The organism is Variovorax sp. CCNWLW225, from assembly GCF_037204045.1.
Taxonomy (GTDB): Bacteria; Pseudomonadota; Gammaproteobacteria; order Burkholderiales; family Burkholderiaceae_C; genus Variovorax.
Genome location: NZ_JBBCBV010000024.1, coordinates 1 through 13,583, shown reverse-complemented (window position 1 = coordinate 13,583; position 13,583 = coordinate 1). Strand labels below are relative to the sequence as shown.

The 13,583-nt window shown below is 63.5% G+C and carries 15 protein-coding genes and 3 tRNA genes; 12 read left to right on the top strand and 6 right to left on the bottom strand.

Going from position 1 to position 13,583, the window contains the following annotated elements; translation table 11 throughout:
* Position 1 precedes the first annotated feature (1 nt).
* A complete protein-coding gene (locus V9L20_RS24730; protein WP_126747024.1) occupies positions 2–913 on the bottom strand; it encodes an NAD kinase in 912 nt (303 codons plus the stop codon).
* 28 nt (positions 914–941) lie between these two features.
* Between V9L20_RS24730 and hrcA the strand changes: the two genes are divergently transcribed.
* The 3 genes from hrcA (at position 942) to V9L20_RS24715 (ending at position 2,198) form a co-directional block, all read left to right on the top strand.
* Positions 942–1,949, top strand: coding sequence for a heat-inducible transcriptional repressor HrcA (hrcA, locus tag V9L20_RS24725; protein WP_126747023.1), 1,008 nt, complete (start codon positions 942–944; stop codon positions 1,947–1,949).
* Positions 1,950–1,981: 32 nt separating this feature from the next.
* Positions 1,982–2,058, top strand: a tRNA-Ile gene (locus V9L20_RS24720).
* A gap of 63 nt (positions 2,059–2,121) precedes the next feature.
* Positions 2,122–2,198 (top strand) — tRNA-Arg (locus tag V9L20_RS24715).
* 50 nt (positions 2,199–2,248) lie between these two features.
* Here V9L20_RS24715 and V9L20_RS24710 read toward each other — a convergent pair.
* Positions 2,249–2,512, bottom strand: a complete 264-nt coding sequence (locus V9L20_RS24710) for a hypothetical protein (protein ID WP_258502207.1) — start codon at positions 2,510–2,512, stop codon at positions 2,249–2,251.
* A gap of 191 nt (positions 2,513–2,703) precedes the next feature.
* On the opposite strand from V9L20_RS24710, the gene V9L20_RS24705 reads away from it, so the two are divergent.
* Positions 2,704–3,153, top strand: coding sequence for a hypothetical protein (locus V9L20_RS24705; RefSeq protein ID WP_337298595.1), 450 nt, complete (start codon positions 2,704–2,706; stop codon positions 3,151–3,153).
* Positions 3,154–3,296: 143 nt separating this feature from the next.
* Positions 3,297–3,875 carry a transcription elongation factor GreB gene (gene greB, locus V9L20_RS24700; protein WP_157615643.1) on the top strand — a complete coding sequence of 193 codons (579 nt, stop codon included), beginning with the start codon at positions 3,297–3,299 and terminating at the stop codon, positions 3,873–3,875.
* A 25-nt stretch (positions 3,876–3,900) separates the two neighbouring features.
* On the opposite strand, the gene V9L20_RS24695 is transcribed toward greB, so the two are convergent.
* The 4 genes from V9L20_RS24695 to V9L20_RS24680 all read right to left on the bottom strand — a co-directional run bounded on the left by V9L20_RS24695 (position 3,901) and on the right by V9L20_RS24680 (position 8,028).
* Positions 3,901–6,156, bottom strand: coding sequence for a RelA/SpoT family protein (locus V9L20_RS24695; protein ID WP_337298594.1), 2,256 nt, complete (start codon positions 6,154–6,156; stop codon positions 3,901–3,903).
* A 93-nt stretch (positions 6,157–6,249) separates the two neighbouring features.
* The gene (gene rpoZ, locus V9L20_RS24690) at positions 6,250–6,453 is read right to left on the bottom strand and encodes a DNA-directed RNA polymerase subunit omega (RefSeq protein WP_021009011.1); all 204 of its coding nucleotides are present in this window, start codon (positions 6,451–6,453) and stop codon (positions 6,250–6,252) included.
* 31 nt (positions 6,454–6,484) lie between these two features.
* On the bottom strand, positions 6,485–7,105 hold the full coding sequence (gene gmk / locus V9L20_RS24685) for a guanylate kinase (RefSeq protein ID WP_015867099.1): 621 nt from the start codon (positions 7,103–7,105) through the stop codon (positions 6,485–6,487).
* An 8-nt stretch (positions 7,106–7,113) separates the two neighbouring features.
* Positions 7,114–8,028 carry a YicC/YloC family endoribonuclease gene (locus tag V9L20_RS24680; RefSeq protein ID WP_258502201.1) on the bottom strand — a complete coding sequence of 305 codons (915 nt, stop codon included), beginning with the start codon at positions 8,026–8,028 and terminating at the stop codon, positions 7,114–7,116.
* Positions 8,029–8,119: 91 nt separating this feature from the next.
* Here V9L20_RS24680 and V9L20_RS24675 point away from each other — a divergent pair, with 91 nt between their 5' ends.
* The 7 genes from V9L20_RS24675 to V9L20_RS24645 all read left to right on the top strand — a co-directional run bounded on the left by V9L20_RS24675 (position 8,120) and on the right by V9L20_RS24645 (position 13,356).
* Positions 8,120–9,127 carry a serine/threonine protein kinase gene (locus V9L20_RS24675; protein WP_126747017.1) on the top strand — a complete coding sequence of 336 codons (1,008 nt, stop codon included), beginning with the start codon at positions 8,120–8,122 and terminating at the stop codon, positions 9,125–9,127.
* A complete protein-coding gene (locus V9L20_RS24670) occupies positions 9,124–10,029 on the top strand; it encodes a PP2C family protein-serine/threonine phosphatase (RefSeq protein ID WP_258502199.1) in 906 nt (301 codons plus the stop codon). The genes V9L20_RS24675 and V9L20_RS24670 overlap by 4 nt, the downstream gene beginning before the upstream one ends.
* Before the next feature lie 63 nt (positions 10,030–10,092).
* A complete protein-coding gene (gene rph / locus V9L20_RS24665; protein WP_337298593.1) occupies positions 10,093–10,824 on the top strand; it encodes a ribonuclease PH in 732 nt (243 codons plus the stop codon).
* Between the two features lie 12 nt (positions 10,825–10,836).
* Positions 10,837–11,436, top strand: a complete 600-nt coding sequence (locus V9L20_RS24660) for a non-canonical purine NTP pyrophosphatase (protein ID WP_281151236.1) — start codon at positions 10,837–10,839, stop codon at positions 11,434–11,436.
* A gap of 25 nt (positions 11,437–11,461) precedes the next feature.
* Positions 11,462–12,721, top strand: coding sequence for a radical SAM family heme chaperone HemW (hemW, locus tag V9L20_RS24655; RefSeq protein ID WP_337298592.1), 1,260 nt, complete (start codon positions 11,462–11,464; stop codon positions 12,719–12,721).
* A gap of 32 nt (positions 12,722–12,753) precedes the next feature.
* Positions 12,754–12,841: transfer RNA gene (locus V9L20_RS24650), tRNA-Ser, on the top strand.
* A gap of 302 nt (positions 12,842–13,143) precedes the next feature.
* Positions 13,144–13,356, top strand: a complete 213-nt coding sequence (locus V9L20_RS24645) for a hypothetical protein (RefSeq protein ID WP_337298591.1) — start codon at positions 13,144–13,146, stop codon at positions 13,354–13,356.
* Positions 13,357–13,583 lie beyond the last annotated feature (227 nt).

Below are 13,583 nucleotides of genomic sequence, written 5' to 3'. Positions count from 1 at the left end.
CTCAGGAGCCCCCTTCGTTCCAATGAAGTTTCTTGCGCAGCGTGTCGAAGTAGCTCCAGCCGCGCGGGTGCAGAAAGCGCACCCGGAAATCGGAGCGCCGCACCACCACCCGGTCGCCAATGGCGAGCGAGGCCAGCGACTGCATGTCGAAATTGGCGCTGGCGCCGCGCCCCGACACCAGTTCGATCACGATCTCGTCGGCGTCGGGCAGCAGCACCGGGCGGTTCGACAAGGTGTGCGGTGCGATGGGTACCAAAACCCACCCTGGCACCGCCGGGTGCAGCAGCGGCCCGCCGGCCGACAGCGCATACGCCGTCGAGCCCGTGGGAGACGCAATGATCAGCCCGTCGGCGCGCTGGTTGGCCACGAAATGCCGGCCCACCGAAACCCGCAACTCGACCATGCCCGAGGTGGAGTCGCGGTTCACCACCACATCGTTCATTGCCAGCGCGTCGAAAACCGACACACCGTCGCGCATGACCTGCGCATGCATGAGACTGCGGTGGTCTTCTTCGTACTCGCCGGCCAGCATGGGAATCAGCGTGGCCTGGTAGTTGTCGAGCGGAATGTCGGTGATGAAGCCGAGCCGGCCGCGGTTGATGCCGATCAGCGGAATGCCGTAGCACGCCAGTTGCCGGCCGATGCCCAGCATGGTGCCGTCGCCCCCGACCACCAGGCCCAGGTCGCAGCGCTGCCCGATTTCTTCTACGCTCAGCGCCTCGTAGCGGCCGCCTGCGATGGCGTCCGCAGCGGCCTCTGCAGCAGCGGATTTTTCGACGAAAACAGTGCACCCTTGCGATTCAAGGAAGGCGCCAATATCTTCCATAACGCCGTCGCGCGCGTCCGCTTGCGCCCGGGCGCCTGAAGCCTGGTATTTGCCGATCAGGGCGACGTTGCGAAAGCGGGAAGTCATGTACAAATTACAACACTAAAATCTTGCAATGCTGGACGACCGTGCCAAGTTGCTCCTCAAGACTTTGGTGGAGCGTTACATCGCCGAAGGCCAACCGGTCGGGTCGCGGACTTTGTCGCGCGCGCCGGGGCTGGACCTTTCGCCCGCGACCATCCGCAACGTCATGTCGGACCTCGAGGCGCTGGGGCTGATTGCAAGCCCGCACACCTCCGCCGGCCGCATTCCCACAGCACGTGGCTACCGGCTTTTCGTCGACACCATGCTCACTGCCGAGCGCGAGCAGATGAGCGCGCCGAGCCTGGCGCCCGACCAGCCGCAGAAGGTGATAGCCAACGCGGCCAGCCTGCTGTCCAACCTGTCGCAGTTCGTGGGCGTCGTCATGGCGCCTCGGCGGGCGTCAGTGTTCAAGCAGATCGAGTTCCTGAAGCTTTCCGAGCGGCGGCTGCTGGTGATCATCGTCTCGCCGGACGGCGACGTGCAAAACCGCGTGATCTTTCCCGAGGCCGACTATTCGCAGTCGCAACTGGTCGAGGCGTCGAACTACATCAACGCCCACTATGCGGGGCTGACCATCGAGCAGGTGCGCGACCGTCTCCAGTCCGAGGTCGAAAAGCTGCGCGGCGAGATTGCGGCGCTGATGCAGGCGGCCGTCAAGGTCAGCTCCGAGGTGCTTACCGAAGCGCAGGAAGACGACGTTGTGATCTCCGGCGAGCGCAACCTGCTCTCGGTGACCGACTTCTCCAGCGACATGGGCCAGCTGCGCCGCGCCTTCGAACTGTTCGAGCAAAAGGCGCAGCTCATGCGGTTGCTCGACGTGTCGAGCAAGGCAGAGGGCGTGCGCATCTTCATCGGCGGCGAGAGCCAGGTGGTGCCGATCGAAGAGCTTTCCATCGTCAGCGCCAACTACGAGGTCGATGGGCAGGTCGTGGGCACCCTGGGCGTCATCGGCCCGACGCGCATGCCTTACGAGCGCATGATCCAGATCGTCGACATCACCTCGCGCCTGGTCAGCAACGCGCTGAGCCACCGTAAGTAAGGCGCACGGCGAATAGAATCGGGGTCTCTCGTGGGCCGTTAGCTCAGTTGGTTAGAGCAGCGGACTCATAATCCGTTGGTCGATGGTTCAAGCCCATCACGGCCTACCACTTGCATTCATTTCTCAGCTGGTCCGGTTTGGGCCAAAAATGGATGCTATAATCGATAGCTGTGCGGCTGTAGCTCAGTTGGATAGAGTACTTGGCTACGAACCAAGGGGTCGTGGGTTCAATTCCTGCCAGCCGCACCACTCTCTTAAAGGGTTAGGACATCAACGTGTCCTAACCCTTTTTCTTTTGCCTATCGGCATGCCAGAGAGGGCCCCCCAGGCAAGGTGGTCACATCGATGGGATCGCTGCCGATGCTTGTGGCAAACCACCGAAAGGTGTTCGTCCGATTGTCGCCGCGGCCCGTGGTCCGCACGAACAGATAACCCGAGGTTGCATTGCCCAACCCGTCGACCGGAATGCCCGCGGCCCGCAGCGCCGCGACTTCGGCGCTGGCGCTCATACCGTAGGGCAACTGCAACGTGATGGTCGCGTTATGAATGACCTGAGTGACCATTGCTTCCCACCAGAGTCCATAGAGCTCGGAGCTTCTCTCCCGTTCAACTCATCAGTAGCAAGCCTCGGGAATTAAGAATGTGACTTATTTCACGTGAAGACGAAAATGTTAACGTTTATTGATACCGTAACAATTAGTCCGTAAGACATAGGTCGAACCCTGCCAGCCGGGGAAACGGCTTAGAGTGAATCATGGGTACTCACGCAAAAAGACTCGCATTTCCGCTCCTTTTCTTGCTGTCCTTGGCCACAGGTTCGGTCTGGGCAGGAAAGATCACCTGCATTCCGGGCGCAAACAGCGGAACCGCCTCGTCCCTCAATTCGATCCGCAGGATTTCAATCGACGAGCACTCGCGCACCGTCAACATAGACGTCGTTCGCTCCAGGACGAAAGACACGGAAACCATGGGCAAGCTGAGAGCGGACCTGGTGAACATGGAAGAAAGCCAGTCCGGTGAGCCCGTCTATGTCTTCAACTCCATCCCGACGGTCGGGGTCGAAACCACGAGCCTCTTCAAACTCTTCAAGACAACGGAGTGGCGCCTGATGAGCGCCGGCGTGACGTTCGTGAACAAGGTGCCCGTGCTGCGCGCCGTCGAACAAAGCGTGGTTTTCGACTGCAAGCGCTCCGACCTGGGGTGAAGCAAGCCGGCCCGGTACGCAAGGCCTCGCCCCCCAAGGATCGGGGCACAATATGTTGAACGGGCGACTCAGGAGTTCGCCGCACTTCATCATGAAGGCCTGCAATGAAAGTTGCGGGCCTTTTTAAATTCGGAGGTTTTGCCTTGAGCAAAGCATTCACCAAGGAAACCGACGCCGACGAAGACGACGACGGCGGCGAAAGCGCCGGCCCGGCGCTGCCCAGCGGAAGCAAGAACTACATCACGCCAGCGGGATATGCCCGGCTGCGCGACGAATTGCTGCAATTGATGGACGAAGAGCGCCCCAAGGTCGTCGAGGCGGTGCATTGGGCGGCCAAGAATGGCGACCGCTCGGAGAATGGCGATTACCTCTACGGCAAAAAGCGCCTGCGAGAAATCGATCGGCGCATTCGCTTTCTGACCAAGCGGCTGGAGATTGCCGAGGTGACCGACCCCTCGGTGCACCACGGCAGCGATCAGGTTTTCTTTGGCGCCACGGTGCGCTATGCCGATGAAACCGGCGACGAGCGCAGCGTGACCATCCTGGGCATCGACGAAGCGGACAGCGCCCAATCGCAAGTCAGCTGGATTTCGCCTATCGCGAGGGCCTTGCTCAAGTCACGCGAGGGCGACGTGGTGAAGCTCGTGACGCCGGGCGGCACGCATGAGGTCGAGTTGCTGTCTGTGAGCTATCCCGCTCCGGGTTCAGGCACTGCGGCGTAAGCGCGCCGCTGCTTCAGGCGAAATTTCAGGGCGCGGGAACCGTCCGCGCGGCCGTCAGCACCGACGCTGTTCGCCGCGCCGCACGCAACACCGCGTCGAGATGGCTTCGATCACGCACGGCAATCACAAAGCGCAGGTCGGTTGAATCCTGCGGCGTTTCGTCGGCCATTTCGACGTGCGTGATGTCCGCTTCGGCGTCCGCCAGCGTCGCGGCCACGCGGGCCAGCACGCCCTTGTCGTTGCGCACGGTTATCACCACGCCGGTTTCGAAAGCACGGGTGGGCTCGTCGGCCCATTCGACTGCGAAAAAGCGCTCGCTGTCCTTGTGCCGCAGGCGTTGGCCGACGCCGCAGCTTTCGGTGTGCACCACCAAGCCTTCTCCGTGCCCAAGGTAGCCGACGATCTCATCGCCCGGAATCGGACGGCAGCACAGCGCAAAGCGAACGGAAGAGTTCTCGCTCCCGTCCAGCGTCACGGCGCCCTGCGAAATGGTTTCGTGCGAAATGAAGCGCTCGCGGCTCAGTAGCAGCGCATCCGGCCGCTCGCCCAGTTCGGAGAGCATGGCCACGAGCCGCTTGGCGACGATGCTGGCAATTCGCTTGCCCAAGCCGATGTCTGTCAGCAGTTCGGCGCGGGTGCGGTTGCCGGTAAAGCGCAGCAGCTTTTCCCACAGCGCCTGATGCTCGGCATCGTCGGCCGGCAACTTGCTGAGGCCTTCGGCACGCAGCGCCTGCGCGAGCAGCTTTTCGCCGAGGCCTTCGGATTCGGCGTGCGCCAGCGTCTTCAAATAATGGCGGATCTTGGAGCGCGCGCGTCCGGTTCGCACAAAGCCCAGCCAAGCCGGGTTGGGCGTCGACACGGGCGCGGTAATCACCTCGACCACGTCGCCGTTCTTCAGTTCAGTGCGCAGCGGCACCTGGTCGCCGTTGATGCGCGCGGCGGAGGTGTGGTCGCCGATGTTGCTGTGAATGGCATAGGCAAAGTCGACCACCGTGGCGCCGCGCGGCAGCGCCAGAATCTGGCTCTTGGGCGTGAACACGTAGACCGCATCGGGAAACAGGTCGACCTTGACGTGGTCCCAGAACTCGGCCGCGTCGCGGGTTTCGTCCTGGATGTCGAGCAGCGACTGCAGCCACTTGGTGCCCAGCCGGTCGTTGCTGGCCGCATTGGGCTCGGCGGCCTTGTACAGCCAATGCGCCGCCACGCCCGATTCGGCCACCACGTGCATGGCCTCCGTGCGCAGCTGAAACTCCACGTTCACACCGGCCGGGCCCACCAGGGTGGTGTGCAGCGACTGGTAGCCGTTGAGCTTGGCAATGGCGATGTGGTCCTTGAACTTGCCCGGCAGCGGCTTGTACATCTGGTGCAGGATGCCCAGGCCCGTGTAGCAGGCGATCACGTTCGGCACGATCAGCCGAAAACCGTAGATGTCGGTCACCTGGGCAAAGCTCAGGTGCTTTTCTTCCATCTTGCGGTAGATGGAATAGAGCGTTTTCTCGCGGCCAGCAATCCGCAGCGTCATGCCGGCGGCCGAGAAGGCGGTTTCGACCTCTTTCTGCACCTTCTGGATCAGGTCGCGCCGGCGGCCGCGCGCCTTGGCCACGGCCTTGGACAACGTGGCGTAGCGCCAGGGCTTCAAATGGCGGAACGACAGCTCTTGCAGTTCGCGATACGTCTGGTTCAGCCCGAGCCGGTGCGCGATGGGCGCGTAGATCTCGAGCGTTTCGCGCGAAATGCGAGCCCATTTCTCGCGCGGCGCATCGTCCAGCGTTCGCATGTTGTGCGTGCGGTCGGCCAGCTTCACAAGAATGACGCGCACATCGCGCGCCATGGCCAGAAGCATCTTGCGGAACGATTCGGCCTGGTTTTCTTCGCGCGTGTTGAACTGCAGCTTGTCCAGCTTGGTGAGCCCGTCGACCAGCTCGGCGACTGGGGCGCCAAAGCGTTCGATCAGCTCTGGCTTGGTAACGCCGCAATCTTCGATGGCGTCGTGCAGCAGGGCGGCCATCAGGGCCTGCGCGTCAAGCTTCCATTCGGCACATTGCGCCGCCACGGCAATCGGGTGCGTAATGTAGGGCTCGCCGCTGTTGCGCAGCTGGCCCAGGTGGGCCTCGTCGGCAAAGCGGTAGGCGCGGCGGACCAGCTCGGTGTCCTCGGGGCTCAGGTAATCGAGCCTGGCCGTCAGCGCGGCAAAGCTTGCGGCGGCCGCATTCAGCGCCGCCGGGCTCGGCTTTGGCGTGCCCGAAGGGGCATGGGACTGATGTTTGGCAACCGCACTCATGGCTACCACTTTAGCGTGACCGCTGTATGGACGCGTCCAGACGTAAAAAAAGCACCGCTTTGCGGTGCCTTTTCGTTGCAGGGCTGCGTCAGATCAGCCCGGCACCTTCTTGAGCATTTCAATGCCGATCTTGCCTTCGGCGATCTCGCGCAGGGCGGTCACGGCGGGCTTGTTCTTGCTCTCGATCTTGGGCGCATGGCCTTGGCTCAGCATGCGCGCACGGTAGGTGGCGGCCAGAACCAGCTGGAAGCGGTTGGGGATCTGAAGCAGACAATCTTCGACGGTGATGCGGGCCATGATGAGAATCTTTCGGTCAGTGAGCAGGAAATCAGGGGATGTTCAGTGCGGCAAATGTGTCGGCACGTGCGCGGCGTTGTGCAGAGTACCGAAGCCGCTGAGCGTGGACGATCGCCTTGAGATCGAAAAGCGCGCGCTCAAATAACTCGTTGATTATAACGAAGTCGAATTCCCCCGCCCGGGCCATCTCTTCGGCGGCATTCTTGAGCCGCAGCTCGATGACGGCGGCGCTGTCTTCGCCGCGCCGCTCCAGCCGGGAGCGCAGTTCTTCCCAGCTTGGCGGCAGGATGAAAATCATGACCGCGTTGGCAAAGGTCTTGCGGATCTGGATCGCGCCCTGGAAGTCGATTTCCAGAATGACGTCCGCCCCCTGGGCAATTCGCTCTTCAATGGCCTTTTTGGAGGTGCCATACCGGTGGCCGTGCACATGGGCCCATTCCACGAAGCCGTCCGCGGCAATCATGGCGTCGAACTCCGACGGCGAGGTGAAAAAGTACTCCCGGCCGTGCTTTTCTTGCCCGCGCGGTGGCCGGGTGGTGTGCGAAACCGAGGGCTGAACGGCCGTGTCCAGCTCCATGAGCGCTTTGACCAGGCTCGATTTGCCGGCACCGCTGGGTGCCGCCACCACAAAAATGTTGCCCGGATAGTCCATTCGCTCGCTCATTCGATGTTTTGTACCTGTTCGCGCATCTGCTCGATCAGCACCTTCATGTCCACGCCAATGCGGGTGAGCTCCAGCGCTGCGGACTTGGAGCCCAGTGTATTGGCCTCGCGGTGCAGTTCCTGAATCAAGAAGTCCAGCCGCTTGCCGATTTCGCCGCCCTTCTTGAGCAGCCGCTCGATCTCGTCCAGGTGCGAATTGAGGCGCGTGAGCTCTTCCGCCACGTCGATGCGAATCGCAAAAGCCGTCGCCTCGTTCAGCGCCCGGTCTTGCGCGGCCTCGGGCAGGGTGCCGCCCGTCAGGCCCATGGCCTCTTGCCAGCGTTCCAGGAAGCGCGCCCGCTGCTGCTCGACCAGTTGAGGAATCAGCGGGCCGGCCTGTTCGACCAGCGTGCGCAGCTGGGCCAGATGGGCCTCCAGCATCTTGGCGAGCCGGGCGCCTTCGCGTTGGCGGGCGGACATCAGCGCTTCCAGCGCCTTGCCGGCCACGTCGAGCAGGTCGCTGCCCCAGTCGCCGCGGGTGGTGCCGTCGCCGCCGGCCAGCCGCAAGACGTCGGCCACGCTGAGTTCGCGGGCGCCCGGCAGCCAGGCCTTGATGCCGTCTTGCACGCCGTTCAGCCGCTGCAGCAGCTTGACCGAGGGCTCGGCAATGCCGCCCTGGGCCGTGTTTTCGATGGCGGCCCGCACTTCGACCTTGCCGCGCTTCAGCTTGCCCGTGAGCAGCTCGCGCAGCGCGGTTTCATGCTGGCGCAGTTCTTCGGGCAGTTTGAAGGTGAGGTCGAGAAAGCGGCTGTTGACCGAGCGTATTTCGACCCCGAGTCGGCCTGCGGCGGTAGGCCGTGCTTCGGCTTCGGAGTGGCTGCCAACGGGGCCGTTCTGGCCACTGGCATAGCCGGTCATGCTGTAAACTGGCATTGCGCCTCACTGTGGTTTTTGCTGTATGCACCGAGGCGTCGGCATGGCGTTCGCTTGCCGCACCATCGCCTTCGGGCGAAACTCCCGGATTATGTCAAAGGTCAAGCCTTCGCCCCTGCTGCCCGATACGGTCATTGGCGGTTACCGCATCGTTCGCCGGCTTTCAGCAGGCGGGTTTGGCGTCGTCTATCTCGCCATCGACCCCAGCGGACAGCAGGTTGCCATCAAGGAATACCTGCCTTCCTCGCTGGCAACTCGCGGGCCCGGCGAGCTCACGCCCGAGGTCGCCCCCGAAAAGCTCTCCCTCTACCGGCTCGGCCTGAAGAGCTTTTTCGAAGAAGGCCGCTCGCTCGCGCAAATCTCGCACGCCTCGGTGGTCAGCGTTCTCAACTTCTTTAGAGAGAACGAAACCGTCTACATGGTCATGAACTACCTGGAGGGCGCCACCCTGCAGGACTTTGTGGTGACCGCGCGCGACCTGAAACGGCCCAAGGTCTTCCGCGAATCGACCATCCGCTCGCTTTTCGATGAAATTCTGCGCGGCCTTCGCATCGTGCACCAGTACAAGATGCTCCACCTGGACATCAAGCCCGCCAACATCTTTGTTACCGACGAAGACCGCGCCGTGCTGATCGACTTTGGTGCCGCACGCGAAGTGCTCAGCAAAGAGGGCATTTTCATCCGCCCCATGTACACCCCCGGCTTTGCCGCCCCCGAGATGTACCGGCGCGACTCGTCCATGGGCCCCTGGACCGACATCTACGCCATTGGTGCCTGCATCTACGCCTGCATGCAGGGCTACCCGCCCAACGACGCGCCGCGCCGCATCGAGAAAGACCGGCTCAGCCTGTCGCTGTCGCGCCTGCGCGGCGTGTACTCCGACAACCTCATCGAAGTGGTTGAATGGTGCATGTCGCTCGACCCGCTCTCCCGCCCGCAGTCGGTCTTTGCGCTGCAAAAAGAACTCAGCCGCGAAGGCGAGCGGCGCTACACCAAGCTCACCGTCGGCGAGAAGGTGCGGCTTTCATTCGACAACATCCGCTCCTTCGACAAGAAGGCCCTGCCCAGGGCCGCGGCACCTACCACCCGTCCGGCATGAAATTCTCGGTATTCCAGGTCAGCCGCAAAGGCGGCCGCCTCAAGAACGAAGACCGCATGGGCTATTGCTACACGCGGGAGTCCGGCCTGTTTGTGCTGGCCGACGGCATGGGCGGCCATCCCGAGGGCGAGGTTGCGGCCCAGCTCGCATTGCAGACCATTGCGGCGCTGTACCAGCGTGAAGCCCGCCCAACCGTCAAGGACGTGAAGGCCTTCCTGGCGGAATCGGCCATGGCGGCGCACCAGCAGATCATGCGGTACGCCAGCAACAAGGCCATGCTCGACACGCCCCGCACCACCGTGGTTGCGGCCGTGCTCCAGGGCACCACCGCCACCTGGATGCATTGCGGCGATTCGCGCCTTTACGTGGTGCGCGACGGCCGCCTGCTCACCCGCACGCGCGACCATTCGCATGCCGAGCGCCCGCGCCCCCACGGCTCCGACATGCCCGTCAACCGCAACCTGCTGCTCACCTGCCTGGGCTCGCCGACCACGCCGCTGTTCGATATTTCGGCCCCGCTGCAACTGCAGCGCGGCGACCGCATCATGCTGTGCTCCGACGGCGTGTGGGGCGTGCTCGACGACGCCGTCATCGTGCACACCCTGTCTTCCGACAAGCCCGTGTCCGATGCCGCGCCAGACCTGGCTGAAATGGCGCTTCGGAAGGGCGGCGCCCACAGCGACAACGTCACGCTCATCGCGCTCGAATGGGAAATGTCCGATTCAAAGCGCGAAGACCGCGGCGTTTCGACCGAAACCATCGACGACGGCGTGTTTGCCTCGACCATTCAGGCCGGCATGCCCTCCGACGGCGAGATCGACGACATGGACGAAGACGCCATCGAGCGCTCCATTGCCGAAATCAACGAAGCCATTCGCCGTTCTGCAGCCAAGAAAATCTGATTCCACGGCTGCTTCGGCTCGCGGAGCTGCCTCCGCTTTTGTTTCTTACATACCTCTAAAAAAATGACTGCTTTCACACGAAGCGGCGGCCGTGCCGCCGACCAGCTGCGCCCCGTTCGCATGACCCGCGGCTTCACCATTCACGCTGAAGGCTCGGTGCTCATCGAATTCGGCCAAACCCGCGTGCTGTGCACCGCCTCGGTCGAAGAGCGCGTGCCCCCGCACAAAAAGGGCAGCGGCGAAGGCTGGGTAACGGCCGAATACGGCATGCTGCCGCGCGCCACCCACACCCGCAGCAGCCGCGAAGCCGCCAAGGGCAAGCAGACCGGCCGCACGCAAGAAATCCAGCGCCTTATCGGCCGCTCGATGCGTGCCGTGTTCGACCTTGCCGCCCTGGGCGAGCGCACCATTCACCTCGACTGCGACGTGCTGCAGGCCGACGGCGGCACCCGCACCGCGGCCATTACCGGCGCGTTCGTCGCCGCGCAAGACGCCGTCAACAAGCTGCTGGCCGCCGGCACCATTGCCGCAACGCCCATCCGGGGCCACGTGGCCGCCATTTCCGTCGGCATCGTCGGCGGCACCCCGCTGCTCGACTTGGAATACACCGAAGACTCCGCCTGCGACACCGACATGAACGTGGTGATGACCGGCGCCGGCCATTTCGTCGAAGTGCAGGGCACCGCCGAAGGCGCGGCCTTCTCGCGCGATGAAATGAACATCCTGCTCGGCCTGGCCGAAAAGGGCATCGGCGAACTCATCGTCATGCAGCAGCAGGCGTTGCTCGCTAAATAAGCAATGGCGGCAATGCAACTGGTCTTGGCCTCCAACAACGCCGGCAAGCTGGCCGAGCTCCAGCAACTGTTTGCGGAGCTGTCCGTCACGCTCGTGCCCCAATCGGCACTCGGCGTGGGCGAGGCCGAAGAGCCGTTTCGCACCTTTGTAGAAAACGCCCTGGCCAAGGCGCGCCATGCCAGCGCCGCCACCGGCCTGCCCGCCATTGCAGACGACGCTGGCCTGTGCGTCGATGCCTTCGGCGGCCTGCCCGGCGTCGACACCGCGTTTTATGCCACTCAGTTCGGCTACGCCAAGGGCGATGCCAACAACGTGAAGGCCCTGCTCGAGCAGCTGAACGGCGTGGCCAACCGCCGCGCCGCGCTCGTCAGCACCCTGGTTGCGCTGCGCGGCCACGACGACCCCGAGCCGCTCATCGCCGTAGGCCGCGTGGTCGGCGAAATTACCCAGGCCCCCATTGGCGACAACGGCTTCGGGTTCGACCCCGTCATGTACCTGCCCAGCTTTGGCAAAACCTTTGCCCAACTGCCGCCCGAGGTAAAAAACGCCAACAGCCACCGCGGCCAAGCGGCAAAGGCCATGCTCGCGCTGATGCGCGAACGCTGGTTCTGACCGGCTGACTGACTGACTGAACCCAATGGCCACCGTGTTTCCCATTCAGCCGGCGCAGGCCGCGGGCGCCCCGCAGGCCAACGACGTGCTGCACTGGATGCGCCCCGGCCCGCTGCAACTGGCCGCGCTGCCGCCCCTGTCGCTCTACATTCATTTGCCGTGGTGCCTGCGCAAGTGCCCTTACTGCGACTTCAACTCGCACGAGTGGCGCGCCACCAGCGAGGCCGAGGCCGAAGGCATTCCCGAAGCGACGTACCTCGATGCGCTGATTGCCGACCTGGACGCCGCGCTGCCCCTTATCTGGGGCCGCACAGTCCACACCATTTTTATCGGCGGCGGAACGCCCAGCCTCTTTTCACCCCAGGCTATAGACCGCCTGCTGGGCGACGTGCGCGCCCGCCTCAAGCTCGCGCCCGAGTGCGAAATAACGCTTGAAGCCAACCCCGGCACCTTCGAGCGCAACCGCTTTCGCGCCTACCGCAGCGCCGGCGTAACCCGCCTTTCAGTGGGCGTGCAAAGCTTTAACGACGAGCACCTGAAAGCGCTTGGCCGCGTGCACGACCGCGCCCAGGCCATTGCCGCCGTGGAAGAGGCCGCCAGCGCGTTCGACACCTTCAACCTAGACCTGATGTACGCCCTGCCGGGCCAGACCATCGAGGGCCTGGACGCCGACCTGAGCCAAGCGCTGGCGCTCGCGCCGCCGCACATCTCGGTGTACCACCTCACCATCGAGCCCAACACCTGGTTCGCCAAGTTTCCGCCCGCCTTGCCTGAAGATGATTTGGCCTACGCCATGCTCGACCGCATTACCGAGCGAACCGCCGCCAGCGGCATGGCGCGCTACGAGGTTTCTGCCTATGCGCGCAGCGGCCACACCTGCGCGCACAACCTCAACTACTGGCAGTTTGGCGACTACCTTGGCATTGGCGCCGGCGCGCACAGCAAGCTGAGCTTTGCGCACCGCATCGTGCGCCAGGTACGCTTTCGGGAGCCGCGCCTGTACATGCAAAACGCCAGTGCCGGCATGGCCGTGTCGCAAAGCGACGAGGTTGCACTGGCCGACCTGCCGTTCGAGTTCATGCTCAACGCGCTGCGCCTGAAAGAAGGCTTTACGCTGCCCCAGTTCAGCGAGCGCACCGGCCTTGCGATGACCAGCATTCAAAAAGGCCTGGAAGAAGCCGAGCGCAAGGGCCTCATCGCGCGCGACCTGCACCGCGTGTGGCCGACCGAACGCGGGCTGGATTTTTTGAGTGACCTGCAGACGCTTTTCCTGCCCGAGGATTGAAGGCCCAGCGTCAGCATAAAATCGACGGTTCCGGAGAGTTGGGTGAGTGGTTTAAACCAGCAGTCTTGAAAACTGCCGACGTGAAAGCGTCCGTGAGTTCGAATCTCACACTCTCCGCCAGAATAGATCTGAGCAAGTTTCAAGAAGTCCCGCGCAGTTCATGCGGCGGGACTTTTTCGTTGGGGGACGCATCCGTTTGATTCTTGCGGGGAGCGGGGCGATGTCTACGACGGGACCGGCCGCGTCAACGGCCCGGCACGCTGAAGCTCGCGGAGCGCAAGGCGATCACGGCGCGTGCCTGCAAGGTGCTGAGCCAATGAAGGTCTTCGACATCGTGCCTTCGTGGCTGTGGGCGCTGCTGCTGGCCCTGGCGCTTGCCGTGGCGGGCATCGAGCGCACGCAGGTGTTGAAGGCGAGGGCCGATGCGTCCAAGGCCGCAGAAGGCCGTCTCCGACGAAAAGCTCGACCGTCAGGCCGAGAACACCCGCCGCGCGCTTGTCGCGCTCGAAGACCTGCGGCGCGTGGTCGCGATGCAGGCTGCCCATGCCAAAGCTCAACATGAGAACGTCAATGCCTGCGAAAAGAAACTGGCCGTGCTCGATGGCCGCCGCCGCTGCTGCTGCTGGCGATGCTGAGCGGATGCGCCAGCAGTTCGCCGCCTTCGCTGGCCGTGATCGGGGCCAAGCCGCAAGTGACTCAACTGCCTGCCAGCGTCTCGCGGATCGATCCGCGGTCCTCGGGAGACCTGGCTGCGCGAGGTTCAGAGCTACTTGAGGTCGACTCGTTGTTGAATTCCACCGATCTCTGACCCGAGATTTCCATCGAATACTGACCCACCCGCTTTGTGAGCCCGAGGGCTTCA

Bases quoted from the DNA above. Each gene is read 5' to 3' on its own strand.
- gmk (WP_015867099.1), bottom strand. From the start codon at position 7,105: ATGGACTATCCGGGCAACATTTTTGTGGTGGCGGCACCCAGCGGTGCC.
- rph (WP_337298593.1), top strand. From the start codon at position 10,093: ATGACTGCTTTCACACGAAGCGGCGGCCGTGCCGCCGACCAGCTGCGC.
- hemW (WP_337298592.1), top strand. From the start codon at position 11,462: ATGGCCACCGTGTTTCCCATTCAGCCGGCGCAGGCCGCGGGCGCCCCG.
- V9L20_RS24730 (WP_126747024.1), bottom strand. From the start codon at position 913: ATGACTTCCCGCTTTCGCAACGTCGCCCTGATCGGCAAATACCAGGCT.
- V9L20_RS24670 (WP_258502199.1), top strand. From the start codon at position 9,124: ATGAAATTCTCGGTATTCCAGGTCAGCCGCAAAGGCGGCCGCCTCAAG.
- V9L20_RS24705 (WP_337298595.1), top strand. From the start codon at position 2,704: ATGGGTACTCACGCAAAAAGACTCGCATTTCCGCTCCTTTTCTTGCTG.
- V9L20_RS24710 (WP_258502207.1), bottom strand. From the start codon at position 2,512: ATGGTCACTCAGGTCATTCATAACGCGACCATCACGTTGCAGTTGCCC.
- V9L20_RS24695 (WP_337298594.1), bottom strand. From the start codon at position 6,156: ATGAGTGCGGTTGCCAAACATCAGTCCCATGCCCCTTCGGGCACGCCA.
- V9L20_RS24680 (WP_258502201.1), bottom strand. From the start codon at position 8,028: ATGCCAGTTTACAGCATGACCGGCTATGCCAGTGGCCAGAACGGCCCC.
- hrcA (WP_126747023.1), top strand. From the start codon at position 942: ATGCTGGACGACCGTGCCAAGTTGCTCCTCAAGACTTTGGTGGAGCGT.
- V9L20_RS24675 (WP_126747017.1), top strand. From the start codon at position 8,120: ATGTCAAAGGTCAAGCCTTCGCCCCTGCTGCCCGATACGGTCATTGGC.
- V9L20_RS24660 (WP_281151236.1), top strand. From the start codon at position 10,837: ATGCAACTGGTCTTGGCCTCCAACAACGCCGGCAAGCTGGCCGAGCTC.
- rpoZ (WP_021009011.1), bottom strand. From the start codon at position 6,453: ATGGCCCGCATCACCGTCGAAGATTGTCTGCTTCAGATCCCCAACCGC.
- V9L20_RS24645 (WP_337298591.1), top strand. From the start codon at position 13,144: ATGCGTCCAAGGCCGCAGAAGGCCGTCTCCGACGAAAAGCTCGACCGT.